This is a genomic window from Psychrobacter raelei, assembly GCF_022631235.3.
Taxonomy (GTDB): Bacteria; Pseudomonadota; Gammaproteobacteria; order Pseudomonadales; family Moraxellaceae; genus Psychrobacter; species Psychrobacter raelei.
On the sequence record NZ_CP093310.2, the window covers coordinates 2,809,487 to 2,830,634 of the forward strand.

The 21,148-nt window shown below is 45.6% G+C and carries 21 protein-coding genes and 1 pseudogene; 8 read left to right on the top strand and 14 right to left on the bottom strand.

The annotated features are described in order from the left end of the window. The 4 genes and pseudogenes from MN210_RS11780 to pilG form a co-directional block, all read right to left on the bottom strand. Window positions 1–1,176: pseudogene (locus MN210_RS11780) on the bottom strand (methyl-accepting chemotaxis protein); the annotation flags it as partial. Window positions 1,177–1,897: 721 nt separating this feature from the next. Beyond that, a complete protein-coding gene (locus tag MN210_RS11785) occupies window positions 1,898–2,437 on the bottom strand; it encodes a chemotaxis protein CheW (RefSeq protein WP_338412256.1) in 540 nt (179 codons plus the stop codon). Between the two features lie 5 nt (window positions 2,438–2,442). Beyond that, window positions 2,443–2,805 (bottom strand): response regulator, encoded by a 363-nt coding sequence (locus MN210_RS11790; protein ID WP_155587319.1) that lies wholly within the window; start codon window positions 2,803–2,805, stop codon window positions 2,443–2,445. A gap of 101 nt (window positions 2,806–2,906) precedes the next feature. Continuing rightward, a complete protein-coding gene (gene pilG / locus MN210_RS11795; protein WP_241878658.1) occupies window positions 2,907–3,296 on the bottom strand; it encodes a twitching motility response regulator PilG in 390 nt (129 codons plus the stop codon). Window positions 3,297–4,019: 723 nt separating this feature from the next. On the opposite strand from pilG, the gene MN210_RS11800 reads away from it, so the two are divergent. Continuing rightward, window positions 4,020–4,742 (top strand): response regulator transcription factor, encoded by a 723-nt coding sequence (locus MN210_RS11800; RefSeq protein WP_011961373.1) that lies wholly within the window; start codon window positions 4,020–4,022, stop codon window positions 4,740–4,742. A 117-nt stretch (window positions 4,743–4,859) separates the two neighbouring features. Continuing rightward, window positions 4,860–6,668, top strand: coding sequence for an ATP-binding protein (locus MN210_RS11805; protein WP_338412257.1), 1,809 nt, complete (start codon window positions 4,860–4,862; stop codon window positions 6,666–6,668). Window positions 6,669–6,793: 125 nt separating this feature from the next. On the opposite strand, the gene MN210_RS11810 is transcribed toward MN210_RS11805, so the two are convergent. Both MN210_RS11810 and MN210_RS11815 read right to left on the bottom strand, forming a co-directional pair. Beyond that, window positions 6,794–7,702 carry a histone deacetylase family protein gene (locus tag MN210_RS11810; protein WP_011961375.1) on the bottom strand — a complete coding sequence of 303 codons (909 nt, stop codon included), beginning with the start codon at window positions 7,700–7,702 and terminating at the stop codon, window positions 6,794–6,796. A 24-nt stretch (window positions 7,703–7,726) separates the two neighbouring features. Further along, on the bottom strand, window positions 7,727–8,923 hold the full coding sequence (locus MN210_RS11815; RefSeq protein WP_338412258.1) for a type III secretion system chaperone family protein: 1,197 nt from the start codon (window positions 8,921–8,923) through the stop codon (window positions 7,727–7,729). Between the two features lie 374 nt (window positions 8,924–9,297). Here MN210_RS11815 and ccmA point away from each other — a divergent pair, with 374 nt between their 5' ends. From ccmA to ccmE, 5 genes are all read left to right on the top strand, one after another. Further along, window positions 9,298–10,065: a heme ABC exporter ATP-binding protein CcmA gene (ccmA, locus tag MN210_RS11820; protein ID WP_241878663.1), complete on the top strand. Its 768-nt coding sequence runs from the start codon at window positions 9,298–9,300 to the stop codon at window positions 10,063–10,065. Next, entirely contained in the window at window positions 10,062–10,772 is a 711-nt protein-coding gene (locus tag MN210_RS11825; RefSeq protein ID WP_338412259.1) for a heme exporter protein CcmB, read from the top strand. Before ccmA ends, MN210_RS11825 begins: the two co-directional genes overlap by 4 nt. 184 nt (window positions 10,773–10,956) lie before the next feature. Then, on the top strand, window positions 10,957–11,745 hold the full coding sequence (locus tag MN210_RS11830; RefSeq protein ID WP_011961379.1) for a heme ABC transporter permease: 789 nt from the start codon (window positions 10,957–10,959) through the stop codon (window positions 11,743–11,745). Window positions 11,746–11,756: 11 nt separating this feature from the next. Next, window positions 11,757–11,960 (top strand): heme exporter protein CcmD, encoded by a 204-nt coding sequence (gene ccmD / locus MN210_RS11835; RefSeq protein WP_110817096.1) that lies wholly within the window; start codon window positions 11,757–11,759, stop codon window positions 11,958–11,960. 125 nt (window positions 11,961–12,085) lie between these two features. After that, the gene (gene ccmE, locus MN210_RS11840; RefSeq protein WP_011961381.1) at window positions 12,086–12,613 is read left to right on the top strand and encodes a cytochrome c maturation protein CcmE; all 528 of its coding nucleotides are present in this window, start codon (window positions 12,086–12,088) and stop codon (window positions 12,611–12,613) included. Window positions 12,614–12,705: 92 nt separating this feature from the next. Here the strand turns inward: ccmE and MN210_RS11845 are convergent, their stop codons facing one another. Beyond that, window positions 12,706–13,722 carry a putative bifunctional lysylphosphatidylglycerol flippase/synthetase gene (locus tag MN210_RS11845; RefSeq protein WP_338412260.1) on the bottom strand — a complete coding sequence of 339 codons (1,017 nt, stop codon included), beginning with the start codon at window positions 13,720–13,722 and terminating at the stop codon, window positions 12,706–12,708. A 263-nt stretch (window positions 13,723–13,985) separates the two neighbouring features. Then, entirely contained in the window at window positions 13,986–14,195 is a 210-nt protein-coding gene (locus tag MN210_RS11850; protein WP_011959622.1) for a cold-shock protein, read from the bottom strand. A 452-nt stretch (window positions 14,196–14,647) separates the two neighbouring features. Between MN210_RS11850 and MN210_RS11855 the strand changes: the two genes are divergently transcribed. Further along, window positions 14,648–15,106 carry a universal stress protein gene (locus MN210_RS11855; protein WP_011961383.1) on the top strand — a complete coding sequence of 153 codons (459 nt, stop codon included), beginning with the start codon at window positions 14,648–14,650 and terminating at the stop codon, window positions 15,104–15,106. 130 nt (window positions 15,107–15,236) lie between these two features. Here MN210_RS11855 and MN210_RS11860 read toward each other — a convergent pair whose 3' ends face one another. The 6 genes from MN210_RS11860 to MN210_RS11885 all read right to left on the bottom strand — a co-directional run bounded on the left by MN210_RS11860 (window position 15,237) and on the right by MN210_RS11885 (window position 21,008). Further along, window positions 15,237–15,656 (bottom strand): YbaN family protein, encoded by a 420-nt coding sequence (locus MN210_RS11860; protein WP_338412261.1) that lies wholly within the window; start codon window positions 15,654–15,656, stop codon window positions 15,237–15,239. Between the two features lie 6 nt (window positions 15,657–15,662). Next, window positions 15,663–16,703, bottom strand: coding sequence for an ornithine cyclodeaminase family protein (locus MN210_RS11865; protein ID WP_338412262.1), 1,041 nt, complete (start codon window positions 16,701–16,703; stop codon window positions 15,663–15,665). A 143-nt stretch (window positions 16,704–16,846) separates the two neighbouring features. Then, window positions 16,847–18,190 carry a branched-chain amino acid transport system II carrier protein gene (gene brnQ, locus MN210_RS11870; RefSeq protein WP_338412263.1) on the bottom strand — a complete coding sequence of 448 codons (1,344 nt, stop codon included), beginning with the start codon at window positions 18,188–18,190 and terminating at the stop codon, window positions 16,847–16,849. A gap of 103 nt (window positions 18,191–18,293) precedes the next feature. Beyond that, window positions 18,294–18,644: a hypothetical protein gene (locus MN210_RS11875; protein WP_241878667.1), complete on the bottom strand. Its 351-nt coding sequence runs from the start codon at window positions 18,642–18,644 to the stop codon at window positions 18,294–18,296. A gap of 50 nt (window positions 18,645–18,694) precedes the next feature. Continuing rightward, window positions 18,695–20,146: a peptide MFS transporter gene (locus tag MN210_RS11880; protein ID WP_110817100.1), complete on the bottom strand. Its 1,452-nt coding sequence runs from the start codon at window positions 20,144–20,146 to the stop codon at window positions 18,695–18,697. Between the two features lie 391 nt (window positions 20,147–20,537). Continuing rightward, window positions 20,538–21,008 (bottom strand): hypothetical protein, encoded by a 471-nt coding sequence (locus tag MN210_RS11885; protein WP_241878672.1) that lies wholly within the window; start codon window positions 21,006–21,008, stop codon window positions 20,538–20,540. Window positions 21,009–21,148: the final 140 nt, after the last annotated feature.

The window sequence follows — 21,148 nt, forward strand, 5'->3', positions numbered from 1 at the left end:
TTATCCTTTATCACCAGTTGGATCTTGCTCAAGCTTAAAGCCAGAAACTGATTTTTGTAACGAGGCGGCCATCTCATTGAGCTGACCCACAGAGCGGACAGTTGCACGTGTACCTGCAGTGGTCTTAGAGGTTATCTCTTGAATCACCCCCATGGTCTGCGAGATGTGCCCGGCAGAGCTGGCCTGAGCTTTGGCCTCGTTAGAGATCTCTTGGATTAAAGAGGCCAAGCTGTTGGAGACAGTCTGCACCTCTTTTAGTGCCTCGCCTGCGTCGGCTGCAAGCTTAGCCCCTTGCACCACCTCAGCGGTGGTGGACTCCATCGACATCACCGCCTCATTGGTATCGGCCTGAATGGTTTTTACCAAGGTGTCAATTTGCTTGGTGGCATTGGCTGAGCGCTCGGCTAGGCGTTGTACCTCATCAGCCACCACGGCAAAGCCTCGACCTGCTTCACCTGCCATCGACGCCTGAATGGCCGCATTAAGCGCTAAGATATTGGTTTGATCAGCAATGTCACTGATCAGACCCACAATCTCACCAATCTCTTGTGACGACTCACCCAAGCGCTTGATACGCTTAGAGGTCTCTTGAATTTGCTCACGAATGGTGCTCATTCCATTGATTGAGCGCTGCACCACTTGCGCCCCATTATGGGCAATCTCTACCGAACGCTCTGCTACCGAAGTCGACTGCGAAGCATTGGAGGAAACCTGCTTGATAGATAGCACCATATCATTGATGGCTGAGGACACATCGCCAATCTTTTGTGATTGCAGCTCAGAAGCTTGTGCCAGCTCAGTGACATTAAGCTGGGTATGGCTTGATGACTCAGCCACAGTAAAGGCGGTGCGGTTAATGGCTTGCACCAGATGACGCAGCTGATCGATGGCGTAGTTCACTGAGTCAGCAATGGCGCCCGTAATGTCTTCTGACACTGTGGCACTGACTGTCAAATCCCCGTCAGCCACATGCTCAAGCTCATCAAGTAGACGCAAAATTGCCGCTTGGTTTTGCTCATTTTCTTGCTGTACTGCTCGTGCCCGCTCAAATTGCGCATCCATCTCATCACGCTGACGCAACGTTTCTTTTTCAATCAATAAACGCTGAGTGAGATTATTGGCTTGATACAAACGATACAGGGCATAAATGCTGCCAAGCAAACTTAGCAAAAACAACAGCGCTGGAATAATAATTATCTTGCGTGACAATAAGCTGCGATCTACCTGCTGCAAGTTCTGCTGCGTTTGTGCGGCGAATAGGCTCACCTTATTAGCGCTTTGTTGTCGCTCAAGCGTAGGCATAGTACTCTGCTCATCACCTACCTCATCTTTTGCCTGACCACTATTAATCACAGACTCAACTTCAGGCTTAACCATTTGCCACTGCTGATTGAGATTTTGATAAATACTTGGGTCATCTAAGGCGTAGGTCTGCACTTGATTTAATGCAGCTTGATAGGTGATTAGGTCATCGGGTAATTGCTGCTGAGCGCTCATGCCTTTTTGAGGAGGGGTTGAGAATATTGCTTGGTTGACATGACGTACCAAGGTGCTTGAAGCCACCTCTAATTGATTAATGCTGCTGACATATCCTGCGACCTTGCTGATGCTAATGATCAGATAAATGATGCTTATAACGCCCAGCACCCCTAAGCCTAATAGGCCATAAATCCATTTTTTTTGAGGCTGAGCGGTATTGTGGGCAGGCCTTTTCGCTGCATCTTTCATTCATCGTTCCTTAAGGTTAATTCTTATTACTGCGCATTGGAGCCTTAGCATAAGGTATAGGGCATACAGCGTAGTTAATGGTCCCTCATGACTACTCTTGAAGCCTTAAAATTGGCTCAATCTTACTTTCAGAAAATTATAACTGTGTTGGTAAAAGCGCCTCTATTATTTAAAGGGATACTTCCAAAAACCTAGGATCGGCTAACAATAAGCTTGGCCTAAATATCGGCCAAGCCTCAAGCTCGGTATCGGTAACAAATTGACCGTGGGTATAGGGTAAAACAGGGGCGCCAGCTGGCAGGTGCTCAGGCAGGTAATGCTTAGGTAAGAAGTTTTTTATGTGCCACACGGTATCGACCAATAGCCCGACTGCTATGTCTTGCTGCTTAACTACCAGTACTTTACGACGGTTTAATTGTTCCGCTGTACCAGATAGGTTGACAAAGCTTGCCAAATCCACCAAGGGCAACAGTTGACCACGTATGTTGGCAATCCCTAACAGCCACGGCTTGCTCATAGGTACCTCAGTTAGGCTGTTAGGGAAGCTGATAACCTCGGTCACCTCACCAATGGGGGCCACAAAATTTAGCCCAGCCACACAAAATGCCACTCCCTGCCACGGGGTATCCATCCCTTGCTGACGCTCCACTTGGCGTGATTTGGCCATATGCTCTAAGCGCAGTAACTCAATAAATCCCTTTAAAGCCACAATTGCTACCCTATGACCGAGTCGATGGTAGTCAGCAGTTCGGTCTCATTAACAGGCTTAGTTAGATAAGCCTTAGCGCCTTGTCTTTTGCCCCATACCCTATCGGTTTCTTGGTTTTTGGTGCTGATCATCACCACAGGAATATGACCTGTAGCCTCATTGCGAGTAATCTTACGTGTGGCCTGAAAGCCGTTCATTTCAGGCATAACAATATCCATTAAAATGGCATCGGGTAAGTGCATTTGCGCCATCTCAACCCCTTGTTGGCCATCAGACGCTTCTATCACTTCGTAGTTATTTTTTATCAATAACTCCCGAAAACGAGCCATCTCAGATTGTGAGTCTTCTACCACCAAAACCTTGTGCATGTGTTGTCCTTACTATCGATTCCCTGCGTCTTTTATAAGCCCGACTCTGTGCTTTGTATTTCCTAATTTTTGGGTACTACTTTTAGCATAAAACCAGCCGCTTAACGGTCGGCCTTGTGATGCTGCTGAATGGCCGTATATAGGTCATCTTTACTAAAGGGCTTGGTCAAATACTCATCTGCCCCCACAATGCGTCCGCGCGCTTTATCAAACAGACCATCTTTTGAGGACAACATAATCACTGGGGTATCAGCAAAGTCTTTGTTATTTTTTACAATGGCGCAGGTTTGATAACCATCTAAGCGCGGCATCACCACATCAATAAAGATAATCTCAGGCTTGTAGTCGGCTATCTTGGCCAAAGCCTCAAATCCATCTACTGCAGTGACCACATCACAGCCCACTCTTTGTAATAACATCTCGGCTGTACGGCGAATGGTTTTTGAATCATCAATCACCATCACCTTTAGCCCCTCAAAACTTATGTCCATTGCACCTACCCTATATGTAAAACGCTTTTTTTAAACAGTTTTTATCTTTATTGGTACACTAATATGATATCTACTGCTTGTTTGATATGCGCTTTTGCCGCTTATCTAAGCCTTTAGTTATCTGAGTTACTCACGATTACCCTCACAGTTACTCCTGTCATTTTTAGCATAAAAATACAGGGTTTACTACTTGTTTCCCCATAGACACTCAAAGTTTTTAATGACAACCCTCTCTAAGCAGTTAATTTAATCACATTAATCACTGTCAATCCGCTTTATACTGTACTTAGCTTATCTCTATTAGGCCATATAGATGGTGTATTATCAAACTCACTGTATATTTTTATTTGACAGTTGTAGCAATCTAGACAATTTAGGCTTAACAATCTGTGTGTAACAATAGCGAGAAAAAGTAACAAACTGTGTATTGTTATGATAGGCACACCTTAGGCATTATAGTTATAATAGTGCTTACTGGGCGTGCAACATTTATTTACACCGGCTCAATTGTTAATGGCATTTATAGCCCCATTAAGCCCTTAAGTTAAGCCATTTTATTACTTCGGCACTTAATTACTTAAGGTCATACTTAAGGTCATACTTAAGGTCATAAAAGATAGGCCCTAACTTAAAACAGCCGCCCAAGCTGTTAATAACCAATAATCATCACAAAATTAACAGCCAAGCCAGATGATTCAATTTTTATAATTTTTAAGGATAGTTATGAGCAAGCAAATACTCCTGATCGAAGATGATCCTGATTTAGCAGAATTAATTAGCGATTACTTGGCAATGAATTATTATGAGGTGCACCATGCGCCCACAGGTCAAGAAGGTCTTGATATTCTTGATGCCAAAGAACGCGCCATCGACTTAATTATCCTAGACTTAATGCTACCGGATATGGATGGTATGCAGGTTTGCCAAAAAATCCGTGGCGGTAAAAATAGCCAAACCAATAAAGTGCCTATCGTTATGTTGACCGCCAAAGGCGATACAACCGACCGAGTACTGGGTCTGGAGATGGGCGCAGACGATTATATTTCAAAGCCATTCGAGCCTCGTGAGCTGTTGGCCCGTATTCGTGCCGTACTGCGTCGTCATGAGCAGCCAAATCAAGCCGACAGCCAGTCTGATAGCTTAACATTCGGCCGCTTAAGCGTATTCCCTGATAGTCATGAAGTCACCATTGATGACAAGCCTGTCCGTTTAACCACCCATCAATTCCAGCTGCTCCACTACTTCGCCACCCATGCAGGCAAGGTATTAAACCGTGAGCAGTTGTGGCAAGCCATGCCCAATGATGACAGCTCAGATAACATTGATCGCGCAATTGACGTGCACATCTCAAGACTGCGTGCATTAATTGAAGACAACCCACGTCAGCCTAAACGCATCATTACTGTGCGCGGTGTCGGCTATCAATTTGCTACCGATCAAGTTTAATTCGGTTCGATATTCTACAATTGATATTCTACGGTTGATATCTACCATCCATTGAGGGTCTAAGCAAAACCGGTTGGCTTAGACCCTCAATTACTCTCATCTAGATTAGATAAGCTTATGCCCCGACTGCCTCGATTTGGTTTTACCTCTGTTTTTAATAAGCTATTTACCAGTGTGGTGTTGACGCTGGTTTTTTTTGCGGCGGCCATGATTACTTTGATGAACATGGTGCACAACAACTCTGCAGACGCAAGATGGGAGGTACTGGCAAAACAAATTGTCAGCCAAGTTGACCCGTTTATTGACGAATTAGACAATGCCACTACCATGAACGAGCTGTTACAGGCCCGATTTATGCTGGCTGTCATAAAAAAAAGCTTCGATGTTTTTGATGAATCCCTACAAGCCAAAATGGGGCTTTATGACCGCAAGGGTCATTTGTTAATTCAAACTGACGATAGCGACTTGCCCAAGACCCTACCCGAGGACCCCTCATTAATCTCGCGTATGCTACCGGCTTTTTTCTCCTCAGATCAGGTGAACGTGCAGGCCATGAGTGATCGTGGCTATACCTTGCTGTATGAGCCACGCAATCCCCCAAAACGCTCTGAATTATGGGCGGTACTTAATATATTCACCGGTACTTTGGCCTTAATTGGTCTGATGTCGGCCGTGCTGTGGTGGATTGCGCACTCTATGACCTGGCGCATTAATCAGATGAGCAAACAGATGGCTCAGCTTGGTGAGGGTGATTTTAGTGTGCGGGTGCCTGCCAAAGGGACGGATGAGATTGCCAGTCTGGCACGCGGCTTCAACCAAGCAGCACAAAAAATTGAGCAGCTTATCAATGCCAATAATCTATTGCTGGCGCATGCTTCACATGAGCTGCGCACACCCATTACTCGTATTCGCCTACAGATTGAGATGATGGAGATGCTGTCTAATGAGATGTCCGAGGGCACCAAAGCCAAGTTCCATAAACGGGCACAAGCTGTCAATCGTGACCTCACTGGCCTTAATGACTTGGTGGAGAGTATCTTACTGGTGAGCCGCTTAGATGCCGGTCACGCTGCCCAAGCAAATGAACGCTTTGACTTTTTTGAACTGGTCAATCAAGAGTGCCAGCATTACCCTGAGGCCACTTTATACGGCAAATCTTTGGTAATTGAAGGTCAGCCTAAGTTGCTGATTCATTTGATACGCAATCTTTTAAATAATGCCCTTATCCATGGTCAGCCGCCCATTGAAGTGCATGTTTACGGCGTGGTCAATCAAAAAGATGCGCTGTATCCGCCCAAACAGCTGCTGGATCAAATTGCGCTATCACATGCTGAAGATGAGCTAGAAGTGTTAGAGGACTTAGCCGAATACGAGAGTGAGGCGAATTTACCAGCGCTCGGCACAGAGCTGGCAAGTGAGGAGGCAGATCAATCGCCTGAGCAAGATGAGGATGAGCACCAAAGCCTAATCTCTGACGCTCAAGAGATCGCCGATGACCAAAGCGCAGACAGCACACCCAATACAGTCGCTGCTAAAGAGGCAGATGAGGGTAAAGATAAGGCCGACAAGCTCAAAAAAGTCGATAAAAAAGCAAAATCTGAGAGCTCTAAGCTCAATGACATGAGCTTTGCCAAACGCTTACGCCGGCCAAAAGCTGAGCCCATTGCCCAGCCCAACTATGTGGTATTGGCGGTGATAGACCAAGGTAAAGGCATTCCAGTTGATAAGCGTGAGGAAATATTTAGTCCCTTTGTGCGTCTACAGCAGCAAAAGAAAGGGTCAGGACTAGGTCTGTCGTTGGTGGCACAAATTGTAGAGGCACATAATGGCCGCATCCGCACCGATACCTATAATGGTCGTACCCGCTTTATCGTGCTGTTACCAGTCAATGATAAGGTGACGGTGGAGAAACCGAGTTTTTCTTAATAAAAAATGCCCCTGCTATTACCTCACGTAAGCTTACGGATCACCTGAGGGACACGGGCAGTGATACGACTCACTGCTACTCTACTGGGGTAATTGTCATTGCAAGAGCGAGGCCAATCTGCACTCTAGTCGGCAAAAAATATCTGTTTGGCCAATCTAAAAGTGTTGCAGTGGGCCTCTACCACCTGTTCCACCTCTTCTGAATATCCGCCGCCCATGACAATGGCTATTGGGATATGATGCGCTTTGGCCTGAGTTAGCACAAACTCATCACGTGCTTTGCAGCCCTCTAAACTTAGGGCCAGCTTACCCAGCTTATCACTGGCCAGCACATCGACCGCTGATTGATAAAAAATTAAATCAGGCTCATGCTCTGCAATTAACTTAGGCAAGGTGTCTTTTAACAGAGTCAGATAAGTGGCGTCATCGGTATCATTAGGCAAATCTATGTCTAAATCTGAGGGCGGCTTACGAAATGGGTAGTTTTTTTCACCGTGCATACTAAACACAAATACCCGAGGCTCATTGGCCATAATACTGGCATTGCCATTGCCTTGGTGCACATCTAAATCCACAATCAAGATTTTGCTTGCCTGCCCTCGTGAGAGCAGCAAATTACTGGCAATACACACATCATTGAACACACAAAACCCCTCACCATGATCGGCAAAGGCGTGGTGTGTACCACCTGCGACATTAAGAGACACCCCGTACTGCTTGGCGTACAAGGCACACTCATAAGTGGCATGGGCAATATAACGCCCCCGCTCAACCAACTGAGGTGTCATCTCAAAGCCGATAGCACGGGCTTCTTTGCGTGGTAAGGTTTGGGTTTTTAATTTATCCCAATACTCAGGAGTATGTGTGGTTAGAATCTCTGCCTCGCTGACCTTGTCCGGTGCAAAAAAGTTGTCCTGAGTCAGTGTGCCTTCTGCAAGTAAACGCTCAGGTATCAGCCGATATTTTTGCATCGGGAAACGGTGTTTTTCGGGCACGTCATATAAGTAAATGGGTGAAAAAGCAATTTTTAACATAACCGTATAATCATAATATCTAAGCTACTGCGTCACTCGGGTAGGCAAAAAGAAGGTTTTATCCATCTGCGCCTTGTGCAGCTCTTGTAATATGGTGGATAACTCAAAGTCTTCAGGATTACTGGCCAATAAGTCACTAAATAAGGGAGAAAAAGAAGCCGTCATTGCCATCACCCCTTTGAGCAAGTAACTGATGACAGTAGGTGGTACGATACCACCGCTGGCATTGATAATCGGCTCTAAATCTAACGAGTTTTTAAAGCGGATCTCGCCATCTCGAATATCAATCTCTACGCAGCCGAGCATCATATCGTAGTTCAGCTGAGTGGCCAGTGCCAGGCCTGCTTCTAAGTGGGTTTCAGGTAAGCTAAATGGCAACACACCGTACATGGCCACCAGTTGGGTGTGCTCATGGACTCGTATCACACAGCCCCACTCTACTTCATTGGCATCAGGTGTGCTGCCTGTGCCAGGTCGTCTTTGCCCCTCACTGCTGTGATCAGCATCAACATCATAGTCACCCGTGGTGTCATTATAGTAGCGCATTGCCATAGAAATATGGTGCACGTTTCGTTTAGTAATGCTGCCTTGGTATTTTTGGGTCTGGTTGCCGGAGGGAGTATCTGCCGTCTCTTCACTTGAGTCGTTAACCTCACTGCTTTCGACCGGATCATGATAATAGTAGTTTAAATCGCTGGCTTCCAAAAAATCCAAAATACTATCGGTAATGGGGTTTTGCGAATACTGAAAAGAAGCGGTGCGCATTTTCATGTTATCGGCATTATCTAGATTAGATAAGCTGATAAATTTGGCAGGCGCTTCATCCACTGCTGCGGCATCGATACTGTCCTCATCAGAAAAATAACTGGTGCTTTCGTAGCCACTGGGGGTCATCTTATGCGCATCACTGGTGCCAGGCTGCTGTGTGCGACTTTTTTGATAATCGTATCGCTCGCGTTTAGGTGGCTGTGCTTGCATCAAATCTGCTGTTAGCCGCTCAGGTGAGGCTTGCTCGAGCTCAAAAGCTGACGTAAGCTCCTGATGCTCAGCATTAGACATCTGTGTTGGCTCACGCGTCTGACTCAATGGCGGCGTGGCCGAAGACTCAGAGAAACGGTGCGCTGTGGTCAACGTCTCGGCCTCACTTTTTATGATATCGGACTTTGCCGTTATTAAATATTTTAATCGTTGCCAAAAAGATGGCTTTTTTTGTGAGCTCATAATAGGGACAATACGTTAGTTGTGGGTCGAGGTTTGATATACTATGCACTATAATCTGTATCAGGCGATGGCCTATTAAAGCTATATGACGGCTAGGCGCTCCGATTGCAATAGCCTGAGCGCCACAAACACGGACATAAATGCCAACAGCTTTACAGTTAATATCCCTATATTAAAGCACAATCACCTCACACTGCGCTAAAAACGCACATGGAGGCGAGTTTATTTGTAACTTGGACCGCTTGTGTCGTCAAAAGTATGGCGGCAAATGCAGTATAAGGTCCATTACGCGGCATAAATCACAAGGGATACCCTAAACTCACACTAATGCGTAAGCTTAGTTGTCTGTCCACCTTTTTATACATCAGGCCACCATGCACCCCACAACCTCGACACATTCAGCTCACATAAATGCCTCTGATAGCTCCTCTACGCCGGTGCTGGTCTTACAAGACCTTACCGTACAGCGTGGCGACTTTCCACTGTGTGAAGGGGTGATGCTGCAGCTGTATACTGGCGATATTTGCCATCTTATTGGTGCCAACGGTACCGGCAAAACCACGCTATTGATGCAATTGGCCGGACTATTACCGCTGCTTGAAGGCAAGGTGCTGTATCAAGGCCAAAACAGCTTACCGATAGCGCCTGTCTATGTTTCGCATCAATTGGGTATCCATCCAAGCCTCACCGTTAAGCAAAACCTTAGTTTTTTATTGAACCTGTATGGTATTGAGCCAAGCAATGCTCAAATTGAAGCAGCACTGGACTGGGTCGGACTGTCAGGGTTTGAGAACATGGGCAGCAATCAGCTCTCAGCGGGTCAAACCCGCCGTGTTACCTTGGCGCGTTTGTACCTGATGACGCCACAGCACACGCCTTTGTGGCTATTAGATGAGCCGTTTACGGCATTGGATGTGGCCATGGTGGCACGGTTGCAGCAGCAATTAAACAGTTTTGTGAACGCAGGCGGCGCGGTATTAATGACCAGTCACCAGCCGGTAGAGGTCGCCAATAAGCAGCTGGATTTATCTGGTTACCTGCCCTCTTATTCAGGCAGTGATGATTTAGACAGTGATGACAATTTTGCGTCATATGCTTATGATGACGATCACTATGACCCTAATAATCAGGGAACACTATGAGCCACGACCCATTAAACCCAAACCAAGCAACTTCTGTCGGTATCAGCACTGCTCGACTATGGCGCCGTGAATGGCAGGTCAAGCAGCAAGGCGCCGTTCAATGGCTGTATCCTTTGGTGTTGTTTTTGGTGATTATCACCTTATTTCCACTGGCAGTCGGCAGCGAGCCACAATTACTGCACCGACTAGGCGTGCCGGCTGTATGGATAGCGGCTCTGCTGTCGTTGGTGATGGGCGTAGATGATTTGTTTAAGCCGGCAATGGACAATGGTACCTTAGCACAGCTGATTGTCTCTAAGACCTCATTACCGCTTTGGGTGCTTATTCGTCTTAGCATTCACTGGATATTTAGCAGCGGCTTTGTGGCACTTTTAAGTCTACTGGCCATACTGTTATTTGGATTATCTTGGGGAGAAGCGGGCGCACTTTTGGCCTCTATTGTCGTGGGTAGCCCCATGCTACTTATGCTATCGGCCATCGCCAGCAGCCTGACCTTATCTTTAAAAAATGGCGCAGTTTTGGTGCCTTTAATTGCCTTGCCGATGCAGTTGCCGGTGCTGATATTTGCCACAGGAGCGGTTGACTTGTACGCAACAGGCCTCAATGGTCTGCCCATATTGGCCTTATTGGCAGCCGGTAGTATCTTATCGATCCTCATTACACCTTGGGTGATTGCTATGACTCTGAAGATGGCATGGCTTAACTGAGGCCAATATTTGCTATAATAGTTAAACATTAGATAAAGTATTCATTGTAGTAGGCACTACGGCAGGCGAGCCCCTTTATATCAGGAATCCATGGCTTAACTTACCGAGCGCCTCACTGACTCGTGTGTGGGACTGTTTGCCCACACTTCCTTGCTCACACTGTGGCTTACAAGGTCGTTTTATTATGCCAAACGCTAATTTATCACCTCAAAACCCGGGCTTTTTTTCACGCCTATGGCAGGGCTTTTTGGCCACTGTTGGTACCCGTGAATTCTTTCGTATCTTCACGCCTTGGGTAAAGTGGCTGGCGGCATTGGCCACTATTATGTTGGTAGTCGGCAGTGTTTGGGGGCTGGCCTTTGCGCCACCTGATTATCTACAAGGCAACAGCTATCGCATTATTTTTATCCATGTGCCTGCTGCCGGTATCGCCTTATCTATTTATTTTGCGCTTGCGGTACTGGGCGTGATATTTTTGGTGTGGCGTATTAAGACCGCCAACCTAGTGGCTCAAGCAATCGCCCCCATCGGATTTATGCTGTGTGTTTTAAGTTTAATAACAGGATCAATTTGGGCCAAGCCGACCTGGGGTACTTTTTGGGTATGGGATGCTCGCCTGACCTCGATGCTGATTTTAGCGTTTTTATACGCAGGTGTGATGGCGCTATTTGCCGCCTTTGAGCATTCACCAAACCGCGGTAAAGCTGCTGCTATTTTATCGATTGTGGGCGCAGTTAACCTGCCCATTATCAAGTACTCAGTAAACTGGTGGAACACCCTACACCAAGGCTCTACCATTACCCTCACTGAAGCACCAAAGATGTCATTAGATATGTTGGCGCCTTTACTATTGATGATTATTGGTAGCTACCTGTTGGTGGCCGCCTTAGCCATTTATCGCACCAACACCCTTATCCTACGCCGCGATCAAAATAAGGCTTGGGTCAAAGAATATGTGCGTGACGCCAAATAAAGGAGCGACTTATGCAGCCGTATTTTTATAGCTTTCAAGAGTTTTTGGCCATGGGTAAGCATGGTATGTATGTCTGGAGCACTTGGGGTCTTACCTTAATTGTGGTACTGGGCTTTGTCTTATATAGTGTGCACCAACGTCGCCAACTGGTCAAAGATCTAAAAATCCAGCATACCCGTCAACAGCAGCGCAAGCAAGCTCAGCGCCGCCCGTAAGCAATACTCTATCTGACTAAATTAGGCCTGTTTTTTGGCGCATGTTTTTATAATGGCTCAAAAACAGAACCCAACTTTTGCAACAACACTCAATGATTTGAGCGTATTAAATAAAAGGCAATCTTATGAATGCTGTACGTCGTAAAAAACTGATATGGGTCGCGGCTACTTTAGCAGGCGCTATTATTGCCGTGCTATTGGTCATCTACGCCATTGGGCAGCAGACTGACTATTACTTTGACCCGACTGCTATTGCTGCTGGGGACGCACCTCAGAATAAACGCATTCGTGCAGGCGGTATGGTGGTGAAAGACAGTGTGCGTCGTGACCCTAACGATGACTTGAAAGTACAGTTTGAGATCACTGACTTTAATGCCACCGTGCCTGTCAGCTATCAGGGCATCTTACCGGATTTATTTGCAGAAAACTCCGGCGTTGTTGCCACAGGAGAGATGCAAGGCAAGGTGTTCGTTGCCAGCGAAGTATTGGCCAAGCACGATGAGAACTATATGCCTCCTGAAGTTGCCGCCTCGTTAAAAGAAGACCATGCTGCCAAAGGGGTTACGCCCACCTCAGAGCAGTTTAGTCCCGCCATTCCAGTCAAACAAACAGCGGGCGAAGGTAACCACACCACAAGCACCCTACAAGAGTAATGCGGCCATCTGCTAAAGGCAGATAACTTATCCCAAAAAAAGGCGGAGATAGCAATTATCTCCGCCTTTTTTAATCGCTCATTTTAGACACCTTAATCTTGGCGTAACCAGCGTAGCCAAACTTCATGGCCAATAAAGAACAGCACTGCTAAGAAAAATGGCAGAAGGTAATACAGCAGTCTAAACACCAGCAATACGGCCAGTAGATAGGTCTTATCGACTGTGGGCAAGGAGGCCATCATGGTCAATTCAAAAACACCAAGTCCACCCGGCACATGACTTAAGATTGCCAAAATCATCGACTGGATAAAAGCTGAAAACACGGTGAAATAGCCAACACCAGCATCATGCGGCAATAATAAATACAGCACAAAAGCCACACTGGCTAAGTCCACAATAGAGATGATAATCTGCTTAATCATCATCGTCGCAGGCGGTAAATCAAAGCGCCAACCTTTTACCTGAATATGGCGGCCTTGTCTGCCCGACCAAGCTATTAGACCAGCTACCATGGCAAGTAGGCCCAAGCCCAAACCACGAATCACCGACGCATTGCGCAAAAACTCAGGGATATCAATAGAGACTTCTGCCAACTGCAAGTCGAGCTGATTCATCATAGTGACCGTGGCTTCTGGGTTAAATGCCAAGGACAAAGATACCAAGGTAGTAATACCAAAGGTAAAAGCCATGGATACCAACCACACCACATTGGCGATATTTTCAGGGCGTATCTTATTGACCCCATACATCCTAAAACGAACACCAGAGGCGGACAAAATGGCCAGCCCTATGGTGTGACCGATCGCATAAGCCGTAAACGAGGTAAACGCCACCTTTTTAAACGGTAGAGCGATATTCATGTGTTTAAAGGCGATGGTGTCATATAGAGTAAGCACCAAATAGCCAAAGGCAACCACCAATAATGCCCAAAAGATATCTAAATTGGGGATTTGTTCAATGGCTAAAAAAATCTCGGAGAGGCTAATGCTGTGGGTGATGGTGTATAGGGTTTTTATGGCAAGTACGAATATAACCAATGCCAATAAAAAAAGCACACCTCTAAGCAAGATGGCTTTTGGATTTATGACGGTTTTTAGATTAATAGACATACAGGCACTTTATCAAGACGCTATAAATTCAAAGAAGATTACCGCTGTGAATAACAGACTGATAATTATAGTGCATATAATAACAGTCTGAGCCCTCAGTTTGTGTATTAATGCGATTTAGCGGGCATTTTAGGCACAAATTTTTTTTACTCAAAGTAGCGATTAAATAACGGACACAAAAAAACGAGCCAAAGGCTCGTTTTTTTTGATTCATCTAAAGTAATGATTATTTAATGATCACCACTTTAAATCATCATCGCTAATTAGATAGCTGTGATACCGTGGGCTTGTGGGCCTTTAGCACCTTGAGTTACGGTGAACTCAACTTCTTGGCCTTCAGCTAAGGTTTTGAAACCTGAGCTTGCGATTTCGCTGTAATGAGCAAAAACGTCTGGACCAGTTTCTGGAGCGATAAAGCCAAAACCTTTAGCTTCGTTAAACCACTTTACTGTACCTTTGATAGTATCTGACATATATATAATCCTAATTTTAAAACATAATGACCAATTTGGTCGGTAACGCTCTGAGCAACTACGGTAAATCTTAAAACGGAGGATTAATGCTAATACTACGAGGTAATGATTTGTTGTGGGCTTCTCTCAAGCAGGAGCCTAGTATAGGGTGACAACTCCCCTTTAGCAAGCTTTATTTTAAAATAACTTAAAAAAATAGAAAAAGTTACTAAAAAATATGCCGTTAATCACTGTTAGTGGTGAGTATGGGGCGCTATTCATGTCACAAAATTAGTTATGTTTACCCAAAAATGAGGCTGCATATCTATTAAAATAAGCTTATGATAGTATTAAACAGTAAGGCATATATCATGCAATCAGCCTCTAACAATATGCCACTATCATTGCCATTAACTGCGCAGCTAAGCATGCCCGTTAATGTATCTTTCACTCTGTTTGATATAGGTGTTGCCATGAGCTATAAACATATTTTGCTCGTTACTGACTTACGCTCTGATGCCGACGTTGTTGCCCAAAAAGCCAAATACATTCACTCACGTCAACAAGATGCACAGCTGTCAGTACTACATATTATTAAAGATACGATGGTAGGCTTTGGATATGAAATGGTCCCTGCTGCCAGTCTTTATGATGAGATAGATGATGAGCGCTGCAAAAACGCAAGAGGTGATTTGATTGAGTTTCTCAAGCGAAACGGTCTAGACTGCAAGAGTCAGGAAGTCACCACCGCTATTTCAAATAGCGAGGGTATTATTAACTATTGTCATAAAAACGACGTGGATTTAGTCATTATCGGTCGCCATGAGCGCCATGGTATCTCCGCTTGGATTAACGGCGCGACGGTAGATGCTATTTTGCCCAATGTCTCTTGTGATGTGTTGGTAGTCAGACTAGAAAAGCCGGTAAAATAAAGCTTGACTGTGCTTGAGCCGAAGCGCTGCACCCTCCCATCAAGCCGCCTGGGTGGACAATGAGCGGATAAATGGTCTGTAGCAACAGCCTATAGCCCATTGTGCATAGATAGACAGACATAGCAGCCAATCAGGCGTCAGGCAACCGCCATAGATAGACGCCGACACAAAAGCAAACCAAGGCCACCGTCCATGCCACCCAAGCTTTGGCCTCAGGTACTGTCAACAGCAGCATGCTGCTTGAGAAGCTCATCATAATACACGCCAGCCATTTTGCTCGGCGTGGCACTGCTCGGCGCTCCTCCCAGTCTCGAATGTACTTACCCATGTGTTTGTGATTAATAAGCCACAAATAAAAACGCTTAGATCCGCGAGCCCAGCACCCTGCTGCGAGTAAAATAAAAGGAGCCGTGGGCATAACGGGCAACACCGCCCCTATCACGCCGAGTGCAAAAAATACAAACCCCAAGATGAGATATAGCCAGCGCATGTGGGCATACTTCGAGGGGTTTATGCGTCCGGTATGTCGATACTTAGTTTGTTCAGTCATATAAACTTATAGCGCTACAGCCTGTCCAAGCCCATCACGCTTCGCCAATTGGGCAATCTTGAGTGCCACAGCTGCATCAAAACTTGCAGCCCCCACAGATTTAAATAAGCTGAGCTTGCTCTTCGCCTGCTCATCGCTTAGCTGTAATTTACCATTGACCAAGTCCATTAGCTGGCCACTTAGCTCATCCCAGCCCCAATCGCAGTCAGCATTGTCATCGGCCTGAATTAGGTCACCCGCTTCATGCTTACCGCCCTCTAGATCATCGATTACCACATAGTCACAAGCGGCAATTACCGAATCACTCACCTCTTTCATATGCGGCTGATAAGCACCGACCGCATTAATATGCGCATTGGGTTTAATCTGCTCGATTTCAAACAGCCCTTGGGTGGCCCGTGTGGCCAAATTAATCACATCCGCCTCTGCCACAGCCGCTTCAATAGACTCACATACCTTAACGCTGATACCTTGCTGGGCCCACTGTGGGTAATCAGCAATAAACTGTGCTTTAAACTGCTGGGCTTTATCACCACTGCGGTTCCATAAGTTCACTTGGCGAATATTAGGACATACGGTTAACACCGCATTAAGCTGTTCATAGGCCATGCCGCCGGTGCCAATGACAGCCACAGTTTGGCTCTCAGGATTGGCCAAGTACTTAGTGGCAACCCCAGACAAAGCCGCCGTACGAACTTGAGTGACATAGATGCCATCCATAAATGCCAAGGTATCCCCTGTCGCAGTATCTGATACGGTAATGGTAGCCACAGTAGTTGGCTTCTGGCGCTGCGGATTGTCTGGGCAAATAGTGACCAATTTGACCACAGCATACTCCTGCTCGCCATCGAATACGACAGAGGGCATGGATAAGTGCGAGCCTTGCTGATGCGTGTCTGAATCTTTATTGGTGGGAATGACCAAGCGCTCGGGCGTCTTGACCCAATTTGGGTGCTCAGTCTGACGGATGAGTAGCTGTTCAATGGCCTCAATTGCCATGGGCATAGTCAGCTGCTGCTTAACGGTTTCCATGTTTAATACTTGCATCATTATTCCTTTATCATTTTATTTATAGATATATTATAAAGGAAGTATGCTAGCAGCACACAGCGGGCGCAAACAATAGGCGAAATGTCAAATTTTGTCAGAATACCTCAACGCTAAGCCCGCTGTTAATACACTACTTTGGGCTATATTGCCTGATCAGATCGTTTGATAACAAAACCCAGCAGTGCCATTAAAATGGTCGGTACTATCCAGCCTAAGCCCAGCTCAGCCATAGGCAGCTTCTCAATTAAGCTGTGCCAAGGCAGTGGGCTGCTCACCAAATTGCTCAGCATGTCATTAAAGGCGAACAAGGTGGCTGTTCCTACACCGAACACATAGGTCAAAGGATGCTTGGCAATCATAGGATGTATCAAAGACAACAGAACTAAGGCGATACTAATGGGATATAAAAATACCATAATGGGCACCGCTATGGCCAAGATGCTGTCTAGTCCAAGATTTGAGAACAAAGCACCCAGCACAGTGAAGATGAGCACATAAACGCCATAACCAATCTTAGGATAGACTTGATTGGCAAAGCTTGAACAGGCATTAATTAAGCCAATACAGGTGGTTAAACAGGCCAAAATAACAATCATACCAAAGGCCACGTTCCCAGCATTGCCCATCAGTTGCGTGGCAGCACTCGATAGCAGCACCGCTCCATTTTCATAGCCCTCAGGACGATACATACCACGGCCAATCCAAGCCAGGCCAAAGTAAATCAGACCCAAAAATAGACCCGCCACCAATGAGGACTGAATCATTACTTTAACCAACTGCTGGGGCGCCAAAGGTGCCTGACCCGCCGCCTTAGTCGAGCCCATAATGGCATTGGCCAATACCGTACCAAAGGCCAGGCCTGCCAGCGCATCCAACGTAAAATAGCCCTCGATAATGCCCGCTGACAGAGGATTGCTGTTAAATTGCTCTGAGGGCGCATGCACGCTTGGCGTCAGATGCATAAAAGCCAGACCGCAAAGCAGTGCAATCACCCCGAGCAGTACCGGCGTCAATACCTTACCAATGATATCCACCAAGCGACCTGATTTAAGGGCGCATAAATAACACACGCTAAAAAACACCACCACATAAGTAATCAGACTTATGCCCTCTGGCAAGTTTATAAAGTGGCGAAAGCCCATCTCATAACCCACGTTAGCAGCGCGCGGAATACCGTACATCGCACCAATAGACAGATAAATTAAGATGGCAAAAACATAAGCAAATACCGGATGCACTCGGCACCCCAAACCCAACAACCCTCCACTAGACTTGGCAATGGCAATGAGGCTGAGCATTGGTAGTGCAATGGCAGTAACGATAAAACCGATGACCGCAGGCGTAAAGTTAAGCCCAGCATTCATCCCCAACATAGGCGGAAAAATTAAATTACCGGCACCAAAAAAGAAGGACAACAGCATAAACCCTAAGAATAAGGGATTGCTGGCTGAGGAAGAGGGGTTGACTGCGTGATCTTTGTCCATGAAGGGGCCACCTGATTGAATCCGGCACATCGTATATGCACTAAAAAATGGCCAATTGTATAGCAACACCAAGCGTATGGCAAAAACTACTGATATCAGCGCTTTAGCCCCAGCCAAGTAGGCCTTTTACGCACAGTAGCAGCAGCGCTGAGATGCCCAGTCCCAATGCCCCTGCTCGCTTAAAAACAGGATTGGGCATCTTTAGACTCAAGGTCGTGTAGATAATTAACAGATAACTGCTAAAGGGTAACAGCAGCAATACCATGATTAAATAACCAAACCAAGGCCAATGTTTTATGGGCTCAAAATGCAAAGTCAGAGTCAATAGCAGCGCCAAAAGATAACCTAGCATAACAAGACTGGCATAAATGGCTGCCCTATCTAGCAACTTATGACGCCGCCACAATAACCATAAAGCTGGCAGAAGTAATAACAGTAGCAGCTTTATTATCATAGTTTTATTATCATAGTTTTGACGTCTTAGAAGTAAGTTAGGTAAATAGGCTAATGTTGGCCATGTTGTGACTGCTGCTGATCCCAGTCATCGGCCGCTTTAAGCATCTTTTTGATCAGTATCGCCGATAAAAAAGCCACCACAGTGAGCACAACCGCAAAGATTGTAAGCGTCATAAAGAACCCACCGTAACTCTCTACCGCTATTGCTTGGGTCAGCTTAGTCCCTTTATCCAAAGCAATTGAAGTTGAAAACACCGCCCCAATAATGCCGCTCACTGCCATAGCCACCATAAATAGGCTCACTGAAAAGCTGGCAATGGCCTTGGGCGCAACTGATAAAATATATGCCACCACCAGACTGCCTACCACCACCTCAGCAAAGGCTTGGAAGAAATGTACCAGTAAAAATATCTCTGGTCTTAAAATGGTATCAGGGCCAATGTGCAATAAAGAGACGGTTAAGATAGCGAAAGCTATGGTCGTTAGAATAAAGGCCACACCCACTTTGACCGGTGTGCTTAAGAAGATATCCCGCTTCTCTAAACGATTGGTAATAAAAGCAATCACAGGACCTGCCACTGCACACCATAGGGGGTTCATAACCAACGAGCCTTCTGGCTGAATTGGAATTATGCCAAATAAATCACCACGCATGGTGTTAATCGCCACGATATTCATTGAGGTCATCATCTGCCCGTAGTACACAAAAAAGGCGATACTCAATAGCACCATGATCAAGATAGTTCCCATACGCAGCGCCGTTGATCGGGCAGCTTTGAGCATCAATACCACAAAATAACCTATCGCTGCAGCACTGATGGCATAAACAATGTATTGCCCTATATCCATGTCACTAAACATATAAAATACAACGGCAATCATTAATGCACTAAGCCCAAAAAACTTTAGCCAGCTTTGTACAGAAACCGGTGTTTTATCAATCTCATCAGCATGGGTGACCAAGGGTTTGCGTATCAATAATAGGGATAACACACCCAGCCCCGCCATAATGGCTGAGAGCATAAAGTTACCTTTATAGCCAATAATCAACGTCAAAAACGGAAACACATACTGACCCAAAAAAGCCCCTAAATTATTCACCGAATAGTTAATTGGATATACTTTTTCAAAGTCAGCTTGTGAGGCAAAAGTGGTCTGAAACAAGGTCGGATAATTGGGTGACATCAGCCCGCGGCCATAGCTGGCCAAAGCAATCCCCATTAAACTTAGCGGCACATTGACCCCTACGGCACTAATCATAAGCAGCACATAACCCAAGGTAAAGGCGACATAGCCCACCACCAAGGAGCGGTACGCCCCCAAAAACTTATCACCAATAACGCCGCCAGCAATAGAAAACAAAGTGCCCACAGCACCAAAGGCACCAATAACCATCAAGGTATCAGCTTCACTGTACTGTAATTTTTCTAAGAAAAACGGAGTAAGGACAATCATTACCCCATAAAACGAGAAGCCAAAACCCATTTGGCAAAACATCATTACTAGGTTTCTTTTATTAAACACTGGGTACCTCTCGCATGTGCAATCAAAAAAATAAAGCCACCCAAACGGTGACTTTATTATGGCTGTTAAGGATAGATAATTTCGAATTTCGACAGAAATCGGCTATTTTATCTTAATTCGGCACTCATGGTTAAGCCAAATACTCGGTTTTTGATGAAATACTGCGTCTACAAAAAAGGCCACTGATTTTCATCAGCAGCCTGTTATCAATTGCTTGTAAAGTCACCATTAATCTGTGTTTAATGTCCGGTAGTGCCGCCCACCAATCCAGTGACTGTGCACGCACTCAAAAATATCGAGCTGGTTAGTATAATGGCCAATGCCCGTGTGGTCTTGTTAATTAAAGTTAGCATAGCCGCTCCTTAATTTATAGTGAGCAAACAGGCTCTAAACGGCTCTTATAAACATAAGAGTAATTTTGGCCATTTGGGTAAGCACGCTGTAGCTCAGGCTCATTAAAGGTCTGATTTAACATAAGCGATTGTTTTGGCGCAAACTTAGTGGCCTTGATATAAGAAAAAACAGGCTGATTTTGATACTGTAGTCCAACGGCGTTAGCAGTCGGTACCAGCTTATATTGCTCCATGCCTATTTGCTGATAAGTACCGTCAGCATAGCACTTAAAGCGGTAATTCTGGCTCATGCCATTGTTGAAGCTGACGACTGATGCCTCGCCATTTATCGCTGAGGTCATGGCCCAATAGCCCTCAGATATGCCTTGAGGCAACTGGTAGGCAATGCTAGTTGAATTGGGCGCCATACCAGTGCTGGCACAGCTTGATAAAAATAGGGCGCTACTGATGATGGTAGCAGCTGAAATCTTCATACGATGACTCATAATCGTTCCTCTGATTCAATCCTTGATAAGGAGAAGGTAGGTAAACAGTAACTATTAGCAATTTACTATGTTAGCAATTTACTATGTTAGCAATTTACTATGTTAGCAACTTACTATGGTAGCTTACTTTGCTGTGCCAA

Bases quoted from the DNA above. Each gene is read 5' to 3' on its own strand.
- MN210_RS11880 (WP_110817100.1), bottom strand. From the start codon at position 20,146: ATGATGTTTTGCCAAATGGGTTTTGGCTTCTCGTTTTATGGGGTAATG.
- MN210_RS11855 (WP_011961383.1), top strand. From the start codon at position 14,648: ATGAGCTATAAACATATTTTGCTCGTTACTGACTTACGCTCTGATGCC.
- MN210_RS11865 (WP_338412262.1), bottom strand. From the start codon at position 16,703: ATGCAAGTATTAAACATGGAAACCGTTAAGCAGCAGCTGACTATGCCC.
- MN210_RS11860 (WP_338412261.1), bottom strand. From the start codon at position 15,656: ATGACTGAACAAACTAAGTATCGACATACCGGACGCATAAACCCCTCG.
- ccmD (WP_110817096.1), top strand. From the start codon at position 11,757: ATGCAGCCGTATTTTTATAGCTTTCAAGAGTTTTTGGCCATGGGTAAG.
- MN210_RS11885 (WP_241878672.1), bottom strand. From the start codon at position 21,008: ATGAGTCATCGTATGAAGATTTCAGCTGCTACCATCATCAGTAGCGCC.
- ccmE (WP_011961381.1), top strand. From the start codon at position 12,086: ATGAATGCTGTACGTCGTAAAAAACTGATATGGGTCGCGGCTACTTTA.
- MN210_RS11800 (WP_011961373.1), top strand. From the start codon at position 4,020: ATGAGCAAGCAAATACTCCTGATCGAAGATGATCCTGATTTAGCAGAA.
- MN210_RS11815 (WP_338412258.1), bottom strand. From the start codon at position 8,923: ATGAGCTCACAAAAAAAGCCATCTTTTTGGCAACGATTAAAATATTTA.
- brnQ (WP_338412263.1), bottom strand. From the start codon at position 18,190: ATGGACAAAGATCACGCAGTCAACCCCTCTTCCTCAGCCAGCAATCCC.
- MN210_RS11825 (WP_338412259.1), top strand. From the start codon at position 10,062: ATGAGCCACGACCCATTAAACCCAAACCAAGCAACTTCTGTCGGTATC.
- MN210_RS11810 (WP_011961375.1), bottom strand. From the start codon at position 7,702: ATGTTAAAAATTGCTTTTTCACCCATTTACTTATATGACGTGCCCGAA.
- MN210_RS11845 (WP_338412260.1), bottom strand. From the start codon at position 13,722: ATGTCTATTAATCTAAAAACCGTCATAAATCCAAAAGCCATCTTGCTT.
- MN210_RS11875 (WP_241878667.1), bottom strand. From the start codon at position 18,644: ATGATAATAAAGCTGCTACTGTTATTACTTCTGCCAGCTTTATGGTTA.
- pilG (WP_241878658.1), bottom strand. From the start codon at position 3,296: ATGGACATAAGTTTTGAGGGGCTAAAGGTGATGGTGATTGATGATTCA.
- ccmA (WP_241878663.1), top strand. From the start codon at position 9,298: ATGCACCCCACAACCTCGACACATTCAGCTCACATAAATGCCTCTGAT.
- MN210_RS11830 (WP_011961379.1), top strand. From the start codon at position 10,957: ATGCCAAACGCTAATTTATCACCTCAAAACCCGGGCTTTTTTTCACGC.
- MN210_RS11790 (WP_155587319.1), bottom strand. From the start codon at position 2,805: ATGCACAAGGTTTTGGTGGTAGAAGACTCACAATCTGAGATGGCTCGT.
- MN210_RS11805 (WP_338412257.1), top strand. From the start codon at position 4,860: ATGCCCCGACTGCCTCGATTTGGTTTTACCTCTGTTTTTAATAAGCTA.
- MN210_RS11850 (WP_011959622.1), bottom strand. From the start codon at position 14,195: ATGTCAGATACTATCAAAGGTACAGTAAAGTGGTTTAACGAAGCTAAA.